This is a genomic window from Amycolatopsis sp. lyj-84, from assembly GCF_046549075.1.
Lineage (GTDB): Bacteria > Actinomycetota > Actinomycetes > Mycobacteriales > Pseudonocardiaceae > Amycolatopsis.
The window spans coordinates 132,746-147,290 of record NZ_JAJPWO010000015.1 but is presented as its reverse complement, the minus strand read 5'-3'; the positions used below and the strand labels follow the sequence as shown (position 1 = coordinate 147,290).

Below are 14,545 nucleotides of genomic sequence, written 5' to 3'. Positions count from 1 at the left end.
GCTTCTCAACGGGCGCAGAATTAAACACATGACTAATTCGGCGATCTCCGTGACCGGCCTGCGGGTCGTCCGCGGCGGCCGCGAGGTCGTCAGGGGAATCGGTTTCGAGACGCCGCGCGGCCGGATCACCGGCCTGCTCGGGCCGAGCGGCTGCGGCAAGACGACGCTGATGCGCTCGATCGTCGGCGTGCAGATCGTCGCGGGCGGCGAGGTCACCGTGCTCGGCCATCCCGCCGGCAGTCCGCCGCTGCGTCGGCTGATCGGCTACGCCACCCAGAATCCGGCCATCTACGCCGACCTCACCATCACGGAAGCCTTGCGTTACTTCGCTTCCGTACTCCGCGCGCCGATGTCCGATGTGGACAGAGTGCTCGGCGAGGTCGGCCTCACCGACCACGCGGGGAAGCTGGTCGGCTCGCTGTCGGGCGGCCAGCACAACCGCGCGAATCTCGCCGTCGCGCTCCTCGGGAAACCCGAACTGCTCGTGCTGGACGAACCGACCGTCGGCCTCGATCCCGTGCTGCGCGACGAACTCTGGTCGCTGTTCCGCCGTCTCGCCGACGGCGGAGCGACACTGCTCGTGTCCAGCCACGTCATGGACGAAGCCGCGCGATGCGATCGGCTGCTGCTCATGCGCGAGGGCCGGATACTCGCCGACGACACCCCGGCCGGGCTGCGCGAACGCACCGGGACGGCCGATCTGGAGCAGGCGTTCCTGCGGCTGGTCCGCGAGACGGAGGTGACGCGACCGTGAATCCCGCCCTGACGCTGGCCACGGCCCGGCGCATCCTCCTGCAGCTGCGGCACGATCCGCGCACCGTCGTGATGCTGGTCGTCGTCCCGTCGCTGCTGATGGTGCTGCTGCGCTTCGTCTTCAACTCCGAAGCGGTGTTCAGCCGCGTCGCCCCGGCGCTGCTCGGTGTCTTCCCCTTCCTGATCATGTTCCTGATCACCTCGATCACGACCCTGCGCGAGCGGACCACGGCGACACTGGAACGCCTGATGACCCTGCCGATCGGCAGGCTGGACCTGCTCTTCGGCTACGCGATCGCGTTCGGCTCGATCGCGATCGTGCAGGTCGGCGTCGCGGCCGGGATCTCACTGGCGTGGCTGGGCCTCGACATCGCTGGCTCGATCGGCATGCTGCTGCTCATCGCCGTCCTCGACGCCCTGCTCGGGATGGCGCTCGGCCTGTTCGTGAGCGCGTTCGCGCGGACGGAGTTCCAGGCGGTGCAGTTCATGCCGCTGTTCGTGCTGCCGCAGATCCTGCTGTGCGGGCTGTTCGTGCCGCGCGGGGAGATGGGCTGGCTGCTGAACCGGCTCTCGGACGTGATGCCGCTTTCGTACGCCGTCGAAGCGCTCACCCGGGTCACCACATCGGGCACTGTGGACGCGACACTGATCCGGAACCTGATCGTCGTCGGCGCGTGCGCGCTGGCCGCGCTGATGCTCGGCGCGGCGACGCTGCGTCGTCGAACGGCATAAGTCGTCGAACGGCCTAGACTCTCCACATGGGATCGGAGTTCGAGCGGATCGCCGCCGAGAAGTACGTCGTCCTGACCACCTTCCGCAAGAACGGCACCCCGGTGCCGACCCCGGTCTGGGCGGCGGGCGACGGCGGCGAGCTGGTGCTCTGGTCCGAACGCAAGGCGGGCAAGGTCAAGCGCATCCGCAACAGCGGCCGGGTCGAGGTCCAGGCCTGCGACCTCCGCGGCAAGAACACCCACGGCGACGTCGTCGCGGGCGAGGCGCGGCTGCTGGACCTCGACGGAACCGAGCGCGTGCGCAAGGTGATCGCGCGGAAATACGGCGTCACCGGGCGGGTGACGATGTTCTTCAGCAAGCTGCGCGGGCCGAAGGACCGGACGGTGGGGATCGCGATCAAGCTGGCCGGGTAGCTCCGTTCGCCACACTTGACATTCTCGAACACAAGTTCGATCATTGCTCGCCCGACGGCTCTCAGATGCCCGATTCGAGACCGCGGCACGGTAAGATGAAGTGCATCAGAGGAGGTGGTAGCCATGGCCAGCGCACGTGACGTGGCTGCTGCCGTGCTGACCCGCACCGGCCCGATCACGACGATGAAGCTGCAGAAGCTGCTTTACTACTCACAAGCGTGGCATCTGGTGTTTCAGCGTGAACCGATGTTCGACGAGAAGATCGAAGCATGGCCTCAGGGGCCCGTCACACCGTCTATCTTCGCCGGGCACCGAAAGCAGTACCAGGTAACGAGCTGGCCGAGCGGTCATGCCGGAGCGCTGACAGAACCCGAGAACGCGACGTTGACCTGGGTAATGGACAAGTACGCTCATTACTCGGCTGAAACCTTGTCGCGGATGACTCACATGGAGTCCCCGTGGCGAGTCGCGAGAGGGGTAGTCGCCGAAAACGAGAAATCCTCGCAGCCGATAGCGCACGACCAGATGCGTCACTTCTACGCACGGCAGATCGCCGATGTCGACGTCGCGGTCGCCCAGGCCGCGGCCAGCGCGGCCATGGAAGGTATCGATCTCGACGACGACTGGCAGCGAACTCTCCGCGAAGTCGCGACCAATACACGCTCCGCCGACGACCTGATCGCCGAAGAAATAGAGCGAGCCCGTCGGCAGTGAGCGATCCGTACAGCCTTCCCGACGGGAAGTGCCTTCGCAACAAGCTGGACATCGAAGATCCTGAGACCTTCAAGCAGGCCGAGGCGCGCATCGTCAGTATTCGAGACGTCGAACTCGCTCGTCAAAGTCTCCCTGGTGAATACACCCTTGAGCATCTACAGGGCTTTCACCACGCCCTGTTCAAGGATGTCTACGACTGGGCAGGAAAGACCCGCACCGTGAACATCGCCAAAGGGGCGTCGAATTTCTGCCCCTGGAGATTCGTTGATGAGCAGACATCGGCGGTGCTGGGAAACCTCGAAACCGATGGCTGGCTACTCGGCCTGGATCGGGACAACTTCCTTGAACGCCTTGCCTGGTACTACTCCGAACTGAACGCCATGCACCCGTTTCGCGAGGGCAATGGACGGACGTTGCGAGCCTTCTTGCGACAACTGTCGGCAGCGGCGGGCTGGCGACTCGACTGGTCCGCTCTCAACAAGGACGACAACAACGCCGCGTCCAGCCACAGCCTCCGGACCACTGCGACGACCGAACTGATCAAGGTTCTCGCGCCCGTGATCGTCCGCATGTGAGCAAAGCGCGATGACCGCTGATCCCTCGCACTCAAGCTGGCCGGGAGCCCTTCAGCGCCACCAGAATCAGGCGGCCTGGAGCGCCCTCAGCCCCGCCGCCATCGCCGCCGAGTCGTGGTCCGGCCCGCAGCCCTCCACCAGGATCAGGTCACCGGGGATGTGGTCCGCCCGCAGGTGCAGGATCTCCCGGTACGCGGGCGAGTCGTACCACTCCCGCGCGATCGGCATGCTGGGGAAAGAGATCATCACGAGCGCCCCCGGCCACTCGCCTTCGACGACCTCGACCTCGGCTCCGTGCACGAGGAACTTGCCGCCGAAGGGATCGAGCGTGGCCTGGATCCGCTCCAGGTACTCGAAGACCTCTTCCACCAGAGCACCGGTCGGGCGAAGGTGGGCGATTCCGTAGGCGGTCATGATGTCCCTCCAGGTTTGTTGTCCTGGAAGGAATCCTGACCGAACGACGGCGTGGCGTCGATTACCCCGGAGGTAAAGCTCAGAACTCCGCGACGGCCGCGAGCGCCTCGGGCAGGGTGAACGCCCCGGCGTAGAGCGCCTTGCCGACGATGGAGCCCTCGACACCGTCGCGGGCCAGAGCGGCCAGCGCGCGGAGGTCGTCCACACTGGACACGCCGCCGGAGGCGATGACCGGCGCGTCGGTGCGGGCGGCGACCTCGCGGAGCAGGTCGATGTTCGGGCCCTGGAGGGTGCCGTCCTTGCTCACGTCGGTGACGACGTAGCGCTGAGCGCCGTCGCGGTCGAGCCGGTCGAGGACCTCCCAGAGGTCACCGCCGTCCTGCGTCCAGCCACGAGCCGACAGCCGGTGCCCGGCCTCGGTGATCCGCACGTCCAGCCCGATGGCGACGCGGTCGCCGTAGGACGAGACGACCTTCGCGGTCCATTCCGGGTCCTCCAGCGCCGCGGTGCCGAGGTTGACCCGGCGGGCGCCGGTGGCCAGCGCGGCCTCCAGCGAGGCGTCGTCGCGGATGCCGCCGGACAGCTCCACCTGGACGTCCAGCTTCGCCACGACCTCGGCGAGCAGTTCGCGGTTGGAGCCCTTGCCGAACGCGGCGTCGAGGTCCACCAGATGGATCCACTCCGCCCCGTCCCGCTGCCAGGCGAGTGCCGCCTCCAGCGGACTGCCATAGGAGGTTTCGGTGCCGGCCTCGCCCTGGACGAGTCGCACGGCCTGGCCATCGGCCACATCAACGGCGGGAAGGAGCGTGAAAGTCACGCGCCCACTCTAAGCGAGAGTCCCGAGCCAGTTGCGCAGCAGGTGCGCCCCGGCGTCCCCGGACTTCTCCGGGTGGAACTGTGTCGCCCACAGCGGCCCGTTCTCGACGGCGGCGACGAAGTCCTGGCCGTGGTTCGCCCAGGTCACCTTGGGTTGCTGCCCGGCGAGGCCGGAGTCCAGTTCCCAGGTCCGCGCGGCGTAGGAGTGCACGAAGTAGAACCGCGTGTCCGCGTCGAGACCGGCGAACAGCTGCGAGTCCTCGGGCGCGCGCACGGTGTTCCAGCCCATGTGGGGCAGGATGTCGGCCTCCAGCCTGTCGACCGTGCCCGGCCATTCACCGGCGCCGGCCGCCTCCACGCCGTGCTCGACGCCGCGTTCGAAGAGGATCTGCATGCCGACGCAGATGCCCAGGACGGGACGGCCACCGGCGAGGCGTTTGCCGATGATCTTCTCCCCCGACACCGACAGCAGCCCCTCCATGCAGGCGGAAAAGGCGCCGACACCGGGGACGACCAGGCCGTCTGCCTCGAGCGCGGCATGGGGGTCGGCGGTGACCTCGACGTCCGCACCGGCGCGCTGGACGGCGCGTTCGGCGGATCGGAGGTTGCCGGACCCGTAGTCCAGGATCACCACGCGGGGAGTAGGCACGCGCCCAGGTTAGCGGACCGGATTTTCTTCGGATTCCCTGTTTCATCCTTCACTCGTCTGGGTAATAACGCCTCCGAGTGAGGCCGGCGCAGGACCGCCCTGCACTTCTGGAGGATCGATGCAGGACACCGACGAGCTGACCGGCCTGTTCCAAGCCTGGCGCGAGGACATCGACAGCGTGCCTTTTCCTACCTTCGCGGAGCTGCTGATCCCCCAGCAGAAGCAGCGCTCCGCCCCCGGCCGGACGGCCACGGCATCGGTTCAGGTGACGAAGACCACCGGATGGCGCGATCTCTGACACCCGACTCCGGTCATGTGTGTGGTTTTCTTCATAGGTCGTGACCCACCGAGCCGACCAGGAGTGACCGCATGAGCAGCAGCCCGGATCCGCGCGACTTCCTCGATCTCGACGCCGAACTCTCCGAGGAAGACCGGGCCATGAGGGACGCTGTCCGCGCGTACGCGCAGGACCAGCTTCTCCCGAATGTCGCCGAATGGTATGAATCGGGCAATCTGCCCGCCGCCGAGCTCGCCAAGGGCTTCGGTCAGCTCGGGCTTCTCGGCATGCACCTGGAGGGTTACGGCTGCGCCGGGACCAGCGCCGTGGCCTACGGCATCGCCTGCCGCGAGCTGGAGGCCGTCGACTCCGGGCTGCGCAGCTTCGTCTCCGTGCAGGGTTCGCTGGCGATGTACGCGATCCACAGGTGGGGCACCGAGGATCACAAGCAGGAATGGCTGCCGCGGATGGCCGCGGGCGAGGCGCTCGGCTGCTTCGGCCTGACCGAACCGGACGCGGGCAGCGACCCCGGCGCCATGCGGACCCGCGCGGTGCGCGACGGCTCGGACTGGGTGCTGAACGGCACCAAGATGTGGATCACCAACGGCACGGTCGCCGACGTCGCGGTCGTGTGGGCGCAGACCGACGAGGGCGTGCGCGGCTTCGTCGTCCCCACGACCACGCCGGGCTTCACCGCGAACGAGGTCAAGCACAAGCTGTCGCTGCGCGCCTCGCTGACCGCGGAACTCGTGCTCGACGGCGTCCGCCTGCCGGAGTCCGCCGCGTTCCCCGACGTCAGGGGCCTGCGCGGACCGCTGTCCTGCTTGAACGAGGCGCGCTACGGGATCCTGTTCGGCGTCGTCGGCGCCGCTCGCTCTTGCTACGAATCCGCGCTGGAGTACACGCTGAGCCGGGAACAGTTCGGCAAGCCGCTGGCCGGGTTCCAGCTCACGCAGCGCAAGCTCGCCGACCTCGTCGTCGAGGTCAACCGCGCCGGGCTGGTCGCGCTGCGGATCGGACGGCTCAAGGACGCCGGGACGCTGCACCACAACCACGTCAGCTTCGGCAAGCTCGCCAACGTCCGCTCCGCGCTGGAGGTCGCCAGGACCGCGCGCGCCATGCTCGGCGCCAACGGGATCTCGCTGGAGTACCCGGTGATGCGGCACATGTCGAACCTCGAAACCGTGCTGACCTACGAGGGCACCGAAGAGATGCACGCGCTCTCGCTCGGCCAGTCGGTCACCGGGATCGCCGCCTTCCGCTGAGCCTCCGAAAAGCCGGCCGCCGGAAACTGTCGGTGCGGGCCGCTACGGTCCGTCGCATGACCGATTCCGCCGAGTTCCAGTCCGTCGTCGAGCTGCGCCGGTACACGCTGCACCCCGGCCGCCGGGACGAGCTGATCGAGCTCTTCGAGCGCGAGTTCGTGGAGCCGCTGGAAGCCTCCGGCATGCGCCTGTTCGGTCTGTTCCGTGAGCCCGCCGCACCGGACAGGTTCGTGTGGCTGCGCGGATTCCGGGACATGGAGAGCAGACGGGCGGCCCTGGAGTCGTTCTACTACGGGCCGGTGTGGCGTGAGCACGGCCCGGCGGCGAACGAGACGATGATCGACGCTTCCGACGTCCTGCTGCTGCGTCCGTCCGGGCCGGGTTTCCCCGTTCCGGACGGCGCCCCGGATTCCCGGGTACTGGCGACGATCTGCCATCCCCTCGGGCCGGTCAAGGAGTTCTCCGAGTACTTCGCGGACTCCGTGGCTCCGGCTCTGAGGGAGACCGGATTGGACACCTTCGGGCACTTCGAGACCGAACCCGCCGAGAGCACCTTCCCCCGCCTTCCCGTGCGAGAGAACGAGACAGTGTTCGTCTGGTTCGCCAAATCCACCGAAGACCCGGAGGCATACGGGTGCGTTCTCGACCGGATCGGCGAGGAGCTCTCGGGCAGGCTCGAACGCCCGTGGCAGCGGCTGGAACTCACCCCGACCCCGCGCTCACTCCTGCGCTGAAAGGAGTTCGGTGAGCCCGTCCGGGTACAGGATCGCCTTGCCGCTCACCACGTCGGCCATCGGCAGCCAGTGCACGCGTGCGCCGTCGTCGAGCACCACGCCGACCTCGTCGCGCTCGTAGAAGGCCTTGTCGGTCAGCTCGGCGGCGAACAGGAACACGATCTCGTGCCCCGGCCTGCCCTCGAAGGTGAACACGTTCTCCAGGACGGCGATCTGCTCGACAGCGGTCAGCTCCGCCGCGAGTTCCTCCTGGAACTCGCGGTGCAGCGCCTCGACGGCGGTCTCCCCGAACTCGATGCCGCCGCCGAGCGGGCGGTGGTAGGTCTCGCCTTTGGCGTTGTCCCGGCCTTCGAACACGAGAAGGTCTTCGCCGCGGCGGATGACCCCGAGCACGAGCGGGCGGATCTTCGTCATCCCGGTGACGCTAGCGGAGGAATTCCTTGATCGACAAGGCGATCGACCCGGCGTCGAGACCATGCGCGAGGTCGTGGTCGGCCATTTCGCCGTAGATCCGGACTTCCGCGTCACGCCGGACACCGAGTGAGAGCAGCCGGTGCGGGATTTCGGACAGCGCACCCGAAACCGAATGCGCCGACGTCCCTGCGAGGTAGGGCTCGACGAGCACGATGTCGCTCGCGCCCGCGGCTTCGACGGCCGAGCGCAGCCCCGCGGCGTCGAACGGCCGGATCGTCGAGGTGTAGAGCACGGTCACGTCGAGATCGGCGGTCGCTTCCCGCACCCGGTCGAGCATCGGCCCGACGGCCACCACGACGCCCCGGCCGCCTTCGCGCATCGTCTGCAGGCCGGCGCCCAGATACGGTTTCGCGTTCTCCTGCGCGGAGAGCCGGAGGTACACGCGCCCGTTGCCCGGGATGGACTCCAGCAGCAGCCGCCGCGCTTCTTCGGGGTGACCCGGCACGTGCACGGTCCAGCCCGGCAGCGTGTCGATGAGGGCGACGTCCCCGGGCGCCTGATGCGTCCGCCCGGCGGTCGGCATGTCGTAGGACGCGCCGGAAGACACCAGCACGGCACCGACGTCCTGGTGCCCGAGGTCGAGTTTGACCTGCTCGAACGCCCGCTCCACGAGGAACGACGAGAAGGTGTGGACGATCGGCCGCATCCCGGCCAGCGCCAGTCCGCCCGCGGCGCTCATCATCAACTGCTCGCGGATGCCGACGTTGAGCACCCGGTCCGGATGCTTCCTGGCGGCGAAAGCCAGTTGTGCCGCCGAAATGTCGGCGAGCACGACGGCGACGTTCGGGTCGGTGTCGAGCACCTCGGCGGCGGCGTCGAGGAACGTTTCACGCATGTCCACGGGTTCAGGCCTTTCGCTCGACGGTCGCGACCACGGCGAGCGGCCGGTCCGGATGGGGGGTGGTGAAGGCTTCGTAGAGCGCTTCGTGATCGCGGCCGTCGACGGTGCGGGTCACCCAGCCCTCGACCTCGAACCGGCGGGCGATCCCGCCCGGCCAGCCGTGCGTCGCCGAGGAGTTGTCGATGACGACGGTGGTCAGCTGCGGCATGCCGATCCGGCCCGCCACCGCGATGGCCTCGGAGTTGGAGCCCTCGTCGAGTTCCGCGTCACCGACGAGGGTGACGACCCTGGCGTCACGGAACCCCTTGGCGCGCAGCCCGAACACGGTGCCGATGGCCAGCGGGAGCCCGTGCCCGAGCGAGCCGCTGGCGATCTCGGCGCCGGGCAGCCTCGCCCGGTCGGGATGGTGCCCGAGCCGGGATTCGGCCGAAGTCCAGTCGGCGAGTTCGTCCTCCCGGATGAAGCCCTTCTTCGTCAAGACGGCGTAGAAGGCCATCGGGCCGTGTCCCTTCGACAGCAGGAAGCGGTCGCGGCCGGGATCACGGAAGGTCTCCGGGGTGATGTCGAGCACACGGTCGTAGAGCACCCACAAGACGTCCACAGTGGACTCCGCGGCTGCTTGATGCTTCTCGTCCCCGGTCATCAACGAGATCAGCCGCGGCAGATCCTCGTAGCCGGTCCTGGTGTCAGTGGTCATGAACCGAGGTTGCAACCTCGACTTAGGTCGAAGTCAAGGCTAGCCTGGCGACGTGACGAGATTGGCTGAACACCTGAGCATCGGGCAGGTCGCCGACCGCAGCGGCGTGCCCCATACGGCTTTGCGTTTCTACGAGGACAAAGGGCTGATCAGCTCGGAGCGCTCGGCGGGCAACCAGCGGCGGTATCCGCGCTCGGTGCTGCGCCGGATCGCCTTCATCCGTGCCGCGCAGCGGGTCGGCCTCAGCCTGGACGACATCAGCTCGGCACTGGAGACCTTACCCAGGGACCACGCCCCCACCAAGGCCGACTGGGCCCGCCTGTCCCGTGGCTGGCAGGACGAACTCGACGCGCGGATCGACGCGCTGCAGCGCCTGCGCGACAGGCTGACCGGATGCGTCGGCTGCGGTTGCCTGTCCCTGCGCAGCTGCGGGCTCTACAACGCCGACGACCAGATGTCCCGATTCGGCCCCGGCGCGGGGAAACTGCGCCCGGCCTCCGAGGGCGGCTTCTGAATTCCGTTGCCACGCGGGTGCCGGACGTGCGTCACTGTGACTCGAAATGGACAAGAAGAACCTCATCCGAGTCTCGAAACGACTCTCCCGGCACCTGCGGCACGCGCCCGGTGACATCGGCATCACCCTCACCCCTGACGGCTGGGTGGAAGTCGGGACGCTCTTGGCCGCGCTGCGGCGCCACGGCTTGACCCTGACCCGCGACCAGCTCGACGAAGTCGTGGAGGGCAACGACAAACGGCGTTTCGCCTTCGACGAAACCGGGCTGCGGATCCGGGCCAGCCAGGGCCACAGCGTCGACGTCGACCTCGCGCTGCCCGGCGCGACCCCGCCCGACGTGCTCTACCACGGGACCGTGTCCCGGTTCCTGGGCGCGATCATGACCGACGGCCTCCGGCCGATGAAGCGGCACGCCGTGCATCTCTCGGCCACCGTGGACACCGCGCGGACCGTCGGGGCCCGGCGCGGCGTCCCGGTGCTGCTCGCCGTGGACGCCCGCGAGATGGCCGCCGCCGGGCACGAATTCCAGGTCAGCGCGAACGGTGTCTGGCTCACCGCCGCCGTTCCCCCGGAGTTCCTGCGGCGTCTCCCCTAGGCCAGGCCGTTGTTCCGCAGGAGCGACAACGTGTTCGCGGTGAACAGCCCGTTCCACTCCAGCGCGGCCGCGGGCGAATAGCTGGTGTAGTCGACCCGCCAGCCACCGTCGTCGTGCCTGCCGTCCGCGACCCGGCGCAGATCCGCTTCGACGACGTCCGGCCGGAAGAGCTTCCGCGCCGGGCCGTCCGGTGCCGGGGCGAAGTCGAGCGGGCGCATGGCCTCGCCCTCGATCCCGCCTCCGACGGCGACCACTCCGTCGTCCGGGATGAACCGGCCGAGTTTCTCGACCAGGCGCGTGTCACCCAGTGCGTCCACCAGCTTCATCGCGAAAGCCAGCACGAGCGCGTGCGGGGCCTCGTCGAGCTTCTCGATCTCGTCGAGGCAGTAGCGCGTGGCCTTGGCAAGCCAGGGATGCGCGGCGACCGCGGGATCGTGCGCCGCGACGCGCTGCGCGGTGAACGCGACGATCGCCGTGATCTGCAGCGAAGAGACCGAGGGGTCGGCGCCCGCCCAGAACGGCGCGCTGCCCACCGGGTCCGGCATCGGCAGGGCGAACGGGATCCCGCCGTCCGGCAAGGAGATCGACGCGAGCCAGTCGCACAGTTCGGCCGCGCGCGGGCTGGTCGCCGGGCCGACGTCGGCGAAGACCTCGAAAGCGTGCAGCGCGCCGCCGGGCTGGCTGGTCGCCGAGCGGCAGTCGGGTTCGAGCCCGTGTCCGTAGCCGCCGTCGGGATTGCGATATCCCTCCAGCGCGGCGAGCGCCGCCGCCGGGTCGCCATCACGGAAGAGGACCTCGAAACGGCGCCTGTCGAGCAGCCGGGCTTGGGTGGCCATGAAGGTGGCCGACTGGTGCGGATCGATGTTCATGAGCACGTTGTTCATGACCACAGCGTCGCGCGGATCGCGGCGCCTGTCTTGAACACATCGGTCACGTGCGGCGGCGCGGGCGGTTGTAGAGCTTGCGGCCGACACCGAGGAGCGTTTCGCGCAGCGTCTCGTCGTCGAGCGAAGCGACCTCGGGCGAACCGCCCGCGATGGCGATGCCCGCCAGCAGTACCTGGGCCGTCACGATCGCGGTGAGATCCGGATCCGGGCCGACCAGGACCTCCAGCAGGCGATTCTTGAAGCTTTCCGAGCTGTGCACGGACTTCTCGATCGCACGGGCGATGCCGGGATCGCTGGAGAACAGCGCGACCAGCGCGCGGTGGCGCACCACGAGGTCGACGAACCCGTCGAGCAGATGGTCGATCTGCGCGCCGCGGGTGCGCTGGGCGCGGGCGTCGTCGACGATGCCTTCCAGCTCCAGCAGCACGGGCTCGGCGACGGATTCGGTGATCTCCGCCTTCGTCTTGAAGTGGTAGTAGACGGCGGCCTTGGTGACGCCGAGGGCGTCCGCGATCATCTGCAGCGAGGTGCCTTCCACGCCGTGTTCGGTGAACAACCGCAACGCCGTTCCCAGTAGTCGCGTGCGGGTGTCCTCCGCGTGGACGACGTCCATGATCCCTCCTCGTTCAGCCGTCGGAGATTACGTCAAGCGTGGCCGCCGGGCCAAACCAGTACTAGCCGTGCGGCTAGTCACACACTTGCCGATCGGCTTGTAGGCCACTAGCCGATCGGCTAGCTTGGAATGAACCTGATCGAGTGAACGGGAGATTTTTGTGGCCAGCTTCCTGTACCGCCTGGGCCGGTTCTCGTTCCGGCGCCGGGCACTGGTGGCGGCGGTGTGGGCCGTTGTCCTGGTGGCCCTCGGCGCGGGGGCGCTGACCCTGTCCGGCCAGCTTTCGAACTCGGTGACCATCCCCGGCACCGAGTCCCAGAAGGCGATCGACCAGCTCGCGGACCGGTTCCCGGAGGCCGCCGCCGGTGGCGCCACCGCCCGCGTGGTCATCTCGACACCCGGTGACATCACCGACGCGAACGGGCAGGCGGCGATCACGGGCCTGGTGAAGGGGCTCAAGGACGCGCCGAAGGTCGCCGGAGTGGTCAACCCGCTGGAGATGCAGGCGGTCTCGCCCGACAAACACGTCGCGCTGGCCCAGGTCAGCTACCGCGTGCCGGGCTTCGAACTCACCGACGCCGACCGCGAGGGCCTGATGGCCGCCGCGAACCCCACCAAGGCCGCCGGGTACACCGTCGAATTCGGCGGTGACGCCGTCCAGGCGATGCCCGCCACGAACGCCACCGAAGGCCTCGGTGTCGCCGTCGCCGCCATCGTCCTGATCATCACCTTCGGCTCGCTGCTCGCGGCCGGGATCCCGCTGCTGACCGCGCTCATCGGTGTCGGCATCGGCATGGCGGGCATCACCACGGCGTCCGGATTCCTGGAACTGAACACGAACACGCCGGTGCTCGCGCTGATGATCGGCCTCGCCGTCGGCATCGACTACGCGCTCTTCATCGTTTCCCGGTACCGGCACGAACTGGAGATCGGCCGGGACCCGGAGGAAGCCGCCGGACGCGCCACCGGCACGGCCGGATCCGCCGTGGTGTTCGCCGGGCTGACCGTGATCATCGCGCTGGCGGGGCTGACCGTCGTCGGCATCCCGTTCCTCGGCGAGATGGGTATCGCCGCGGCGATCACCGTCGCCATCGCCGTCGTCATCGCGCTGACCCTGCTCCCCGCCATCCTCGGTTTCGCGGGCGGCAAAATCGCGGGCGGCAAAATCCGCTTGCGCCGCAAGGAAGGCGCGACGACGCACGGCGAACGCTGGGCGCGTTTCGTGGCCCGCCGCCGGATCCCGGTGCTGATCGCCGCGATCGCCGGCCTCGCGATCGTCGCGATCCCGGCCGCGAGCATGCAGCTCGGCCTCCCGAACGACAGCACCGCCGCACCGGACACCACCCAGCGCAAGGCCTACGACACCGTCAGCCGCAGCTTCGGCGAGGGCGCCAACGGCCCGCTGGTGATCGTCGTCGACCTGACGGACAGCACCGACCGGCAAGCCGCGCTCCAGCAGGCCTCCACCCGGATCAGCGGCCTGGAGGAACGCCCGATCGTCACGCCGCCGAAGGTCAACCGCGGCGGTGACCTGGCACTGCTGACCGTCATTCCGAAGAGCGGTCCGAGCAGCACCGCGACCGAAGACCTCGTCAGCGACATCCGCGGCCTGAACGCGGGACTGGGCACGGCGACCGGCGCGTCCTTGGCGGTGACCGGCCAGACGGCGGCGAACATCGACGTCTCGGAGAAACTCGCCGACGCGATGCTGCCCTATCTCGCGCTGATCGTCGGGCTGGCGTTCCTGTTGCTGATGCTGGTGTTCCGCTCGGTCGTGGTCCCTCTGAAGGCGACGCTGGGCTTCCTCGGCTCCGTGGTCGCGACGTTCGGCGCCGTGGTGGCGGTGTTCCAGTGGGGCTGGCTCACCGACCTGCTCGGGGTGAAGACGACCGGGCCGATCATGAGCATGCTGCCGATCCTGCTGATCGGCGTGCTGTTCGGGCTCGCGATGGACTACCAGGTGTTCCTGGTGACGCGGATGCGCGAGGAGTACGTCCACGGCGCCGACCCGCAGCAGGCGATGGTCACCGGTTTCCGGCACGGCTCCCGCGTCGTGGTCGCCGCCGCGCTGATCATGATCAGCGTGTTCGCCGGATTCATCCTCGCGGAGTCCTCGCTGATCCAGTCGATCGGGTTCGCGCTGGCCTTCGGCGTGCTGGTGGACGCGTTCGTGATCCGGATGACCATCGTGCCGGCGCTGATGTCACTGCTCGGCCGCGGCGCCTGGTGGCTGCCGAAGTGGCTGGACCGCGTGCTGCCCGATGTCGACGTCGAAGGCGAGAAGCTCACGAAGCAGCTGGACGCCCCTGACGAGCGGGAGCTGGTCCGGAGCTGAAGGACGCTTTACCCGAGTTAGACGCGGTGAAGGGGCCTTTCCTCGCATGAGATGCGGGGAAAGGCCCCTTCAGCTTTGCGCGGGCTTTGTCAGGCCAGCCAGGCGATGGCGCCGCCGATCGCCAGCAGCGCACCGATGCCCAGCACCACGGCCAGGAACTTGACGCTCTTCCAGGTCGCGTAGACGCCGCCGATCAGGAAGCCGCCGAGCGCGAGCAGCAGCACGGCGATGGTCGTGTTACTCATAC

At 68.4% G+C, this 14,545-nt stretch carries 20 protein-coding genes; 11 read left to right on the top strand and 9 right to left on the bottom strand.

Features of this window, described 5'->3' with window-relative positions:
• Positions 1 to 28: 28 nt before the first annotated feature.
• The 5 genes from ACLJRM_RS35675 (at position 29) to ACLJRM_RS35655 (ending at position 3,187) form a co-directional block, all read left to right on the top strand.
• Positions 29 to 754 (top strand): ABC transporter ATP-binding protein, encoded by a 726-nt coding sequence (locus tag ACLJRM_RS35675; RefSeq protein ID WP_101609426.1) that lies wholly within the window; start codon positions 29 to 31, stop codon positions 752 to 754.
• On the top strand, positions 751 to 1,485 hold the full coding sequence (locus tag ACLJRM_RS35670) for an ABC transporter permease (RefSeq protein ID WP_101609427.1): 735 nt from the start codon (positions 751 to 753) through the stop codon (positions 1,483 to 1,485). The genes ACLJRM_RS35675 and ACLJRM_RS35670 overlap by 4 nt, the downstream gene beginning before the upstream one ends.
• A 26-nt stretch (positions 1,486 to 1,511) precedes the next feature.
• Positions 1,512 to 1,898, top strand: a complete 387-nt coding sequence (locus ACLJRM_RS35665) for a PPOX class F420-dependent oxidoreductase (protein WP_101609428.1) — start codon at positions 1,512 to 1,514, stop codon at positions 1,896 to 1,898.
• Positions 1,899 to 2,021: 123 nt separating this feature from the next.
• Positions 2,022 to 2,612, top strand: coding sequence for a Panacea domain-containing protein (locus tag ACLJRM_RS35660; protein WP_101609429.1), 591 nt, complete (start codon positions 2,022 to 2,024; stop codon positions 2,610 to 2,612).
• Positions 2,609 to 3,187, top strand: a complete 579-nt coding sequence (locus ACLJRM_RS35655) for a Fic/DOC family protein (protein ID WP_410665584.1) — start codon at positions 2,609 to 2,611, stop codon at positions 3,185 to 3,187. Before ACLJRM_RS35660 ends, ACLJRM_RS35655 begins: the two co-directional genes overlap by 4 nt.
• Positions 3,188 to 3,253: 66 nt before the next feature.
• On the opposite strand, the gene ACLJRM_RS35650 is transcribed toward ACLJRM_RS35655, so the two are convergent.
• The 3 genes from ACLJRM_RS35650 to hisH all read right to left on the bottom strand — a co-directional run bounded on the left by ACLJRM_RS35650 (position 3,254) and on the right by hisH (position 5,051).
• The gene (locus ACLJRM_RS35650; protein ID WP_101609430.1) at positions 3,254 to 3,601 is read right to left on the bottom strand and encodes a DUF1330 domain-containing protein; all 348 of its coding nucleotides are present in this window, start codon (positions 3,599 to 3,601) and stop codon (positions 3,254 to 3,256) included.
• Positions 3,602 to 3,680: 79 nt separating this feature from the next.
• A complete protein-coding gene (priA, locus tag ACLJRM_RS35645; protein ID WP_101609431.1) occupies positions 3,681 to 4,418 on the bottom strand; it encodes a bifunctional 1-(5-phosphoribosyl)-5-((5-phosphoribosylamino)methylideneamino)imidazole-4-carboxamide isomerase/phosphoribosylanthranilate isomerase PriA in 738 nt (245 codons plus the stop codon).
• A gap of 9 nt (positions 4,419 to 4,427) precedes the next feature.
• The gene (gene hisH, locus ACLJRM_RS35640) at positions 4,428 to 5,051 is read right to left on the bottom strand and encodes an imidazole glycerol phosphate synthase subunit HisH (RefSeq protein ID WP_101609432.1); all 624 of its coding nucleotides are present in this window, start codon (positions 5,049 to 5,051) and stop codon (positions 4,428 to 4,430) included.
• A 133-nt stretch (positions 5,052 to 5,184) separates the two neighbouring features.
• Here hisH and ACLJRM_RS35635 point away from each other — a divergent pair, with 133 nt between their 5' ends.
• The 3 genes from ACLJRM_RS35635 to ACLJRM_RS35625 all read left to right on the top strand — a co-directional run bounded on the left by ACLJRM_RS35635 (position 5,185) and on the right by ACLJRM_RS35625 (position 7,342).
• Positions 5,185 to 5,364 carry a hypothetical protein gene (locus tag ACLJRM_RS35635; RefSeq protein WP_101609433.1) on the top strand — a complete coding sequence of 60 codons (180 nt, stop codon included), beginning with the start codon at positions 5,185 to 5,187 and terminating at the stop codon, positions 5,362 to 5,364.
• Positions 5,365 to 5,435: 71 nt separating this feature from the next.
• Positions 5,436 to 6,608, top strand: a complete 1,173-nt coding sequence (locus ACLJRM_RS35630) for an acyl-CoA dehydrogenase family protein (RefSeq protein ID WP_410665583.1) — start codon at positions 5,436 to 5,438, stop codon at positions 6,606 to 6,608.
• Positions 6,609 to 6,664: 56 nt separating this feature from the next.
• Complete coding sequence (locus ACLJRM_RS35625) at positions 6,665 to 7,342, top strand: NIPSNAP family protein (RefSeq protein WP_410665582.1); 678 nt, start codon at positions 6,665 to 6,667, stop codon at positions 7,340 to 7,342.
• Here ACLJRM_RS35625 and ACLJRM_RS35620 read toward each other — a convergent pair.
• Genes ACLJRM_RS35620 through ACLJRM_RS35610 form a run of 3 tightly spaced genes read right to left on the bottom strand, consistent with a single transcriptional unit; the run spans position 7,328 to position 9,354 of the window.
• Positions 7,328 to 7,756: an NUDIX hydrolase gene (locus tag ACLJRM_RS35620; RefSeq protein ID WP_101609436.1), complete on the bottom strand. Its 429-nt coding sequence runs from the start codon at positions 7,754 to 7,756 to the stop codon at positions 7,328 to 7,330. The two genes, ACLJRM_RS35625 and ACLJRM_RS35620, sit on opposite strands and share 15 nt — an antisense overlap.
• A gap of 10 nt (positions 7,757 to 7,766) precedes the next feature.
• Positions 7,767 to 8,657 carry a transketolase family protein gene (locus tag ACLJRM_RS35615; protein ID WP_410665581.1) on the bottom strand — a complete coding sequence of 297 codons (891 nt, stop codon included), beginning with the start codon at positions 8,655 to 8,657 and terminating at the stop codon, positions 7,767 to 7,769.
• 4 nt (positions 8,658 to 8,661) lie between these two features.
• Complete coding sequence (locus tag ACLJRM_RS35610) at positions 8,662 to 9,354, bottom strand: transketolase (protein WP_101609438.1); 693 nt, start codon at positions 9,352 to 9,354, stop codon at positions 8,662 to 8,664.
• Positions 9,355 to 9,406: 52 nt separating this feature from the next.
• Between ACLJRM_RS35610 and soxR the strand changes: the two genes are divergently transcribed.
• Together soxR and ACLJRM_RS35600 are read left to right on the top strand one after the other, a co-directional pair.
• The gene (gene soxR, locus ACLJRM_RS35605; RefSeq protein WP_101609439.1) at positions 9,407 to 9,868 is read left to right on the top strand and encodes a redox-sensitive transcriptional activator SoxR; all 462 of its coding nucleotides are present in this window, start codon (positions 9,407 to 9,409) and stop codon (positions 9,866 to 9,868) included.
• Between the two features lie 46 nt (positions 9,869 to 9,914).
• Positions 9,915 to 10,463 (top strand): RNA 2'-phosphotransferase, encoded by a 549-nt coding sequence (locus ACLJRM_RS35600; RefSeq protein WP_101609440.1) that lies wholly within the window; start codon positions 9,915 to 9,917, stop codon positions 10,461 to 10,463.
• Here the strand turns inward: ACLJRM_RS35600 and ACLJRM_RS35595 are convergent.
• Complete coding sequence (locus ACLJRM_RS35595; protein WP_410665626.1) at positions 10,460 to 11,332, bottom strand: hypothetical protein; 873 nt, start codon at positions 11,330 to 11,332, stop codon at positions 10,460 to 10,462. The two genes, ACLJRM_RS35600 and ACLJRM_RS35595, sit on opposite strands and share 4 nt — an antisense overlap.
• 61 nt (positions 11,333 to 11,393) lie before the next feature.
• Positions 11,394 to 11,963: a TetR/AcrR family transcriptional regulator gene (locus tag ACLJRM_RS35590; RefSeq protein ID WP_101609441.1), complete on the bottom strand. Its 570-nt coding sequence runs from the start codon at positions 11,961 to 11,963 to the stop codon at positions 11,394 to 11,396.
• A gap of 160 nt (positions 11,964 to 12,123) precedes the next feature.
• Between ACLJRM_RS35590 and ACLJRM_RS35585 the strand changes: the two genes are divergently transcribed.
• Complete coding sequence (locus tag ACLJRM_RS35585) at positions 12,124 to 14,298, top strand: MMPL family transporter (protein ID WP_101609442.1); 2,175 nt, start codon at positions 12,124 to 12,126, stop codon at positions 14,296 to 14,298.
• 89 nt (positions 14,299 to 14,387) lie between these two features.
• Here the strand turns inward: ACLJRM_RS35585 and ACLJRM_RS35580 are convergent, their stop codons facing one another.
• A complete protein-coding gene (locus ACLJRM_RS35580; RefSeq protein ID WP_168214369.1) occupies positions 14,388 to 14,543 on the bottom strand; it encodes a hypothetical protein in 156 nt (51 codons plus the stop codon).
• Positions 14,544 to 14,545: the final 2 nt, after the last annotated feature.

Bases quoted from the DNA above. Each gene is read 5' to 3' on its own strand.
- ACLJRM_RS35675 (WP_101609426.1), top strand. From the start codon at position 29: ATGACTAATTCGGCGATCTCCGTGACCGGCCTGCGGGTCGTCCGCGGC.
- ACLJRM_RS35665 (WP_101609428.1), top strand. From the start codon at position 1,512: ATGGGATCGGAGTTCGAGCGGATCGCCGCCGAGAAGTACGTCGTCCTG.
- ACLJRM_RS35660 (WP_101609429.1), top strand. From the start codon at position 2,022: ATGGCCAGCGCACGTGACGTGGCTGCTGCCGTGCTGACCCGCACCGGC.
- ACLJRM_RS35650 (WP_101609430.1), bottom strand. From the start codon at position 3,601: ATGACCGCCTACGGAATCGCCCACCTTCGCCCGACCGGTGCTCTGGTG.
- ACLJRM_RS35635 (WP_101609433.1), top strand. From the start codon at position 5,185: ATGCAGGACACCGACGAGCTGACCGGCCTGTTCCAAGCCTGGCGCGAG.
- ACLJRM_RS35630 (WP_410665583.1), top strand. From the start codon at position 5,436: ATGAGCAGCAGCCCGGATCCGCGCGACTTCCTCGATCTCGACGCCGAA.
- ACLJRM_RS35625 (WP_410665582.1), top strand. From the start codon at position 6,665: ATGACCGATTCCGCCGAGTTCCAGTCCGTCGTCGAGCTGCGCCGGTAC.
- ACLJRM_RS35620 (WP_101609436.1), bottom strand. From the start codon at position 7,756: ATGACGAAGATCCGCCCGCTCGTGCTCGGGGTCATCCGCCGCGGCGAA.
- ACLJRM_RS35610 (WP_101609438.1), bottom strand. From the start codon at position 9,354: ATGACCACTGACACCAGGACCGGCTACGAGGATCTGCCGCGGCTGATC.
- ACLJRM_RS35600 (WP_101609440.1), top strand. From the start codon at position 9,915: ATGGACAAGAAGAACCTCATCCGAGTCTCGAAACGACTCTCCCGGCAC.
- ACLJRM_RS35595 (WP_410665626.1), bottom strand. From the start codon at position 11,332: ATGAACATCGATCCGCACCAGTCGGCCACCTTCATGGCCACCCAAGCC.
- ACLJRM_RS35590 (WP_101609441.1), bottom strand. From the start codon at position 11,963: ATGGACGTCGTCCACGCGGAGGACACCCGCACGCGACTACTGGGAACG.
- ACLJRM_RS35580 (WP_168214369.1), bottom strand. From the start codon at position 14,543: ATGAGTAACACGACCATCGCCGTGCTGCTGCTCGCGCTCGGCGGCTTC.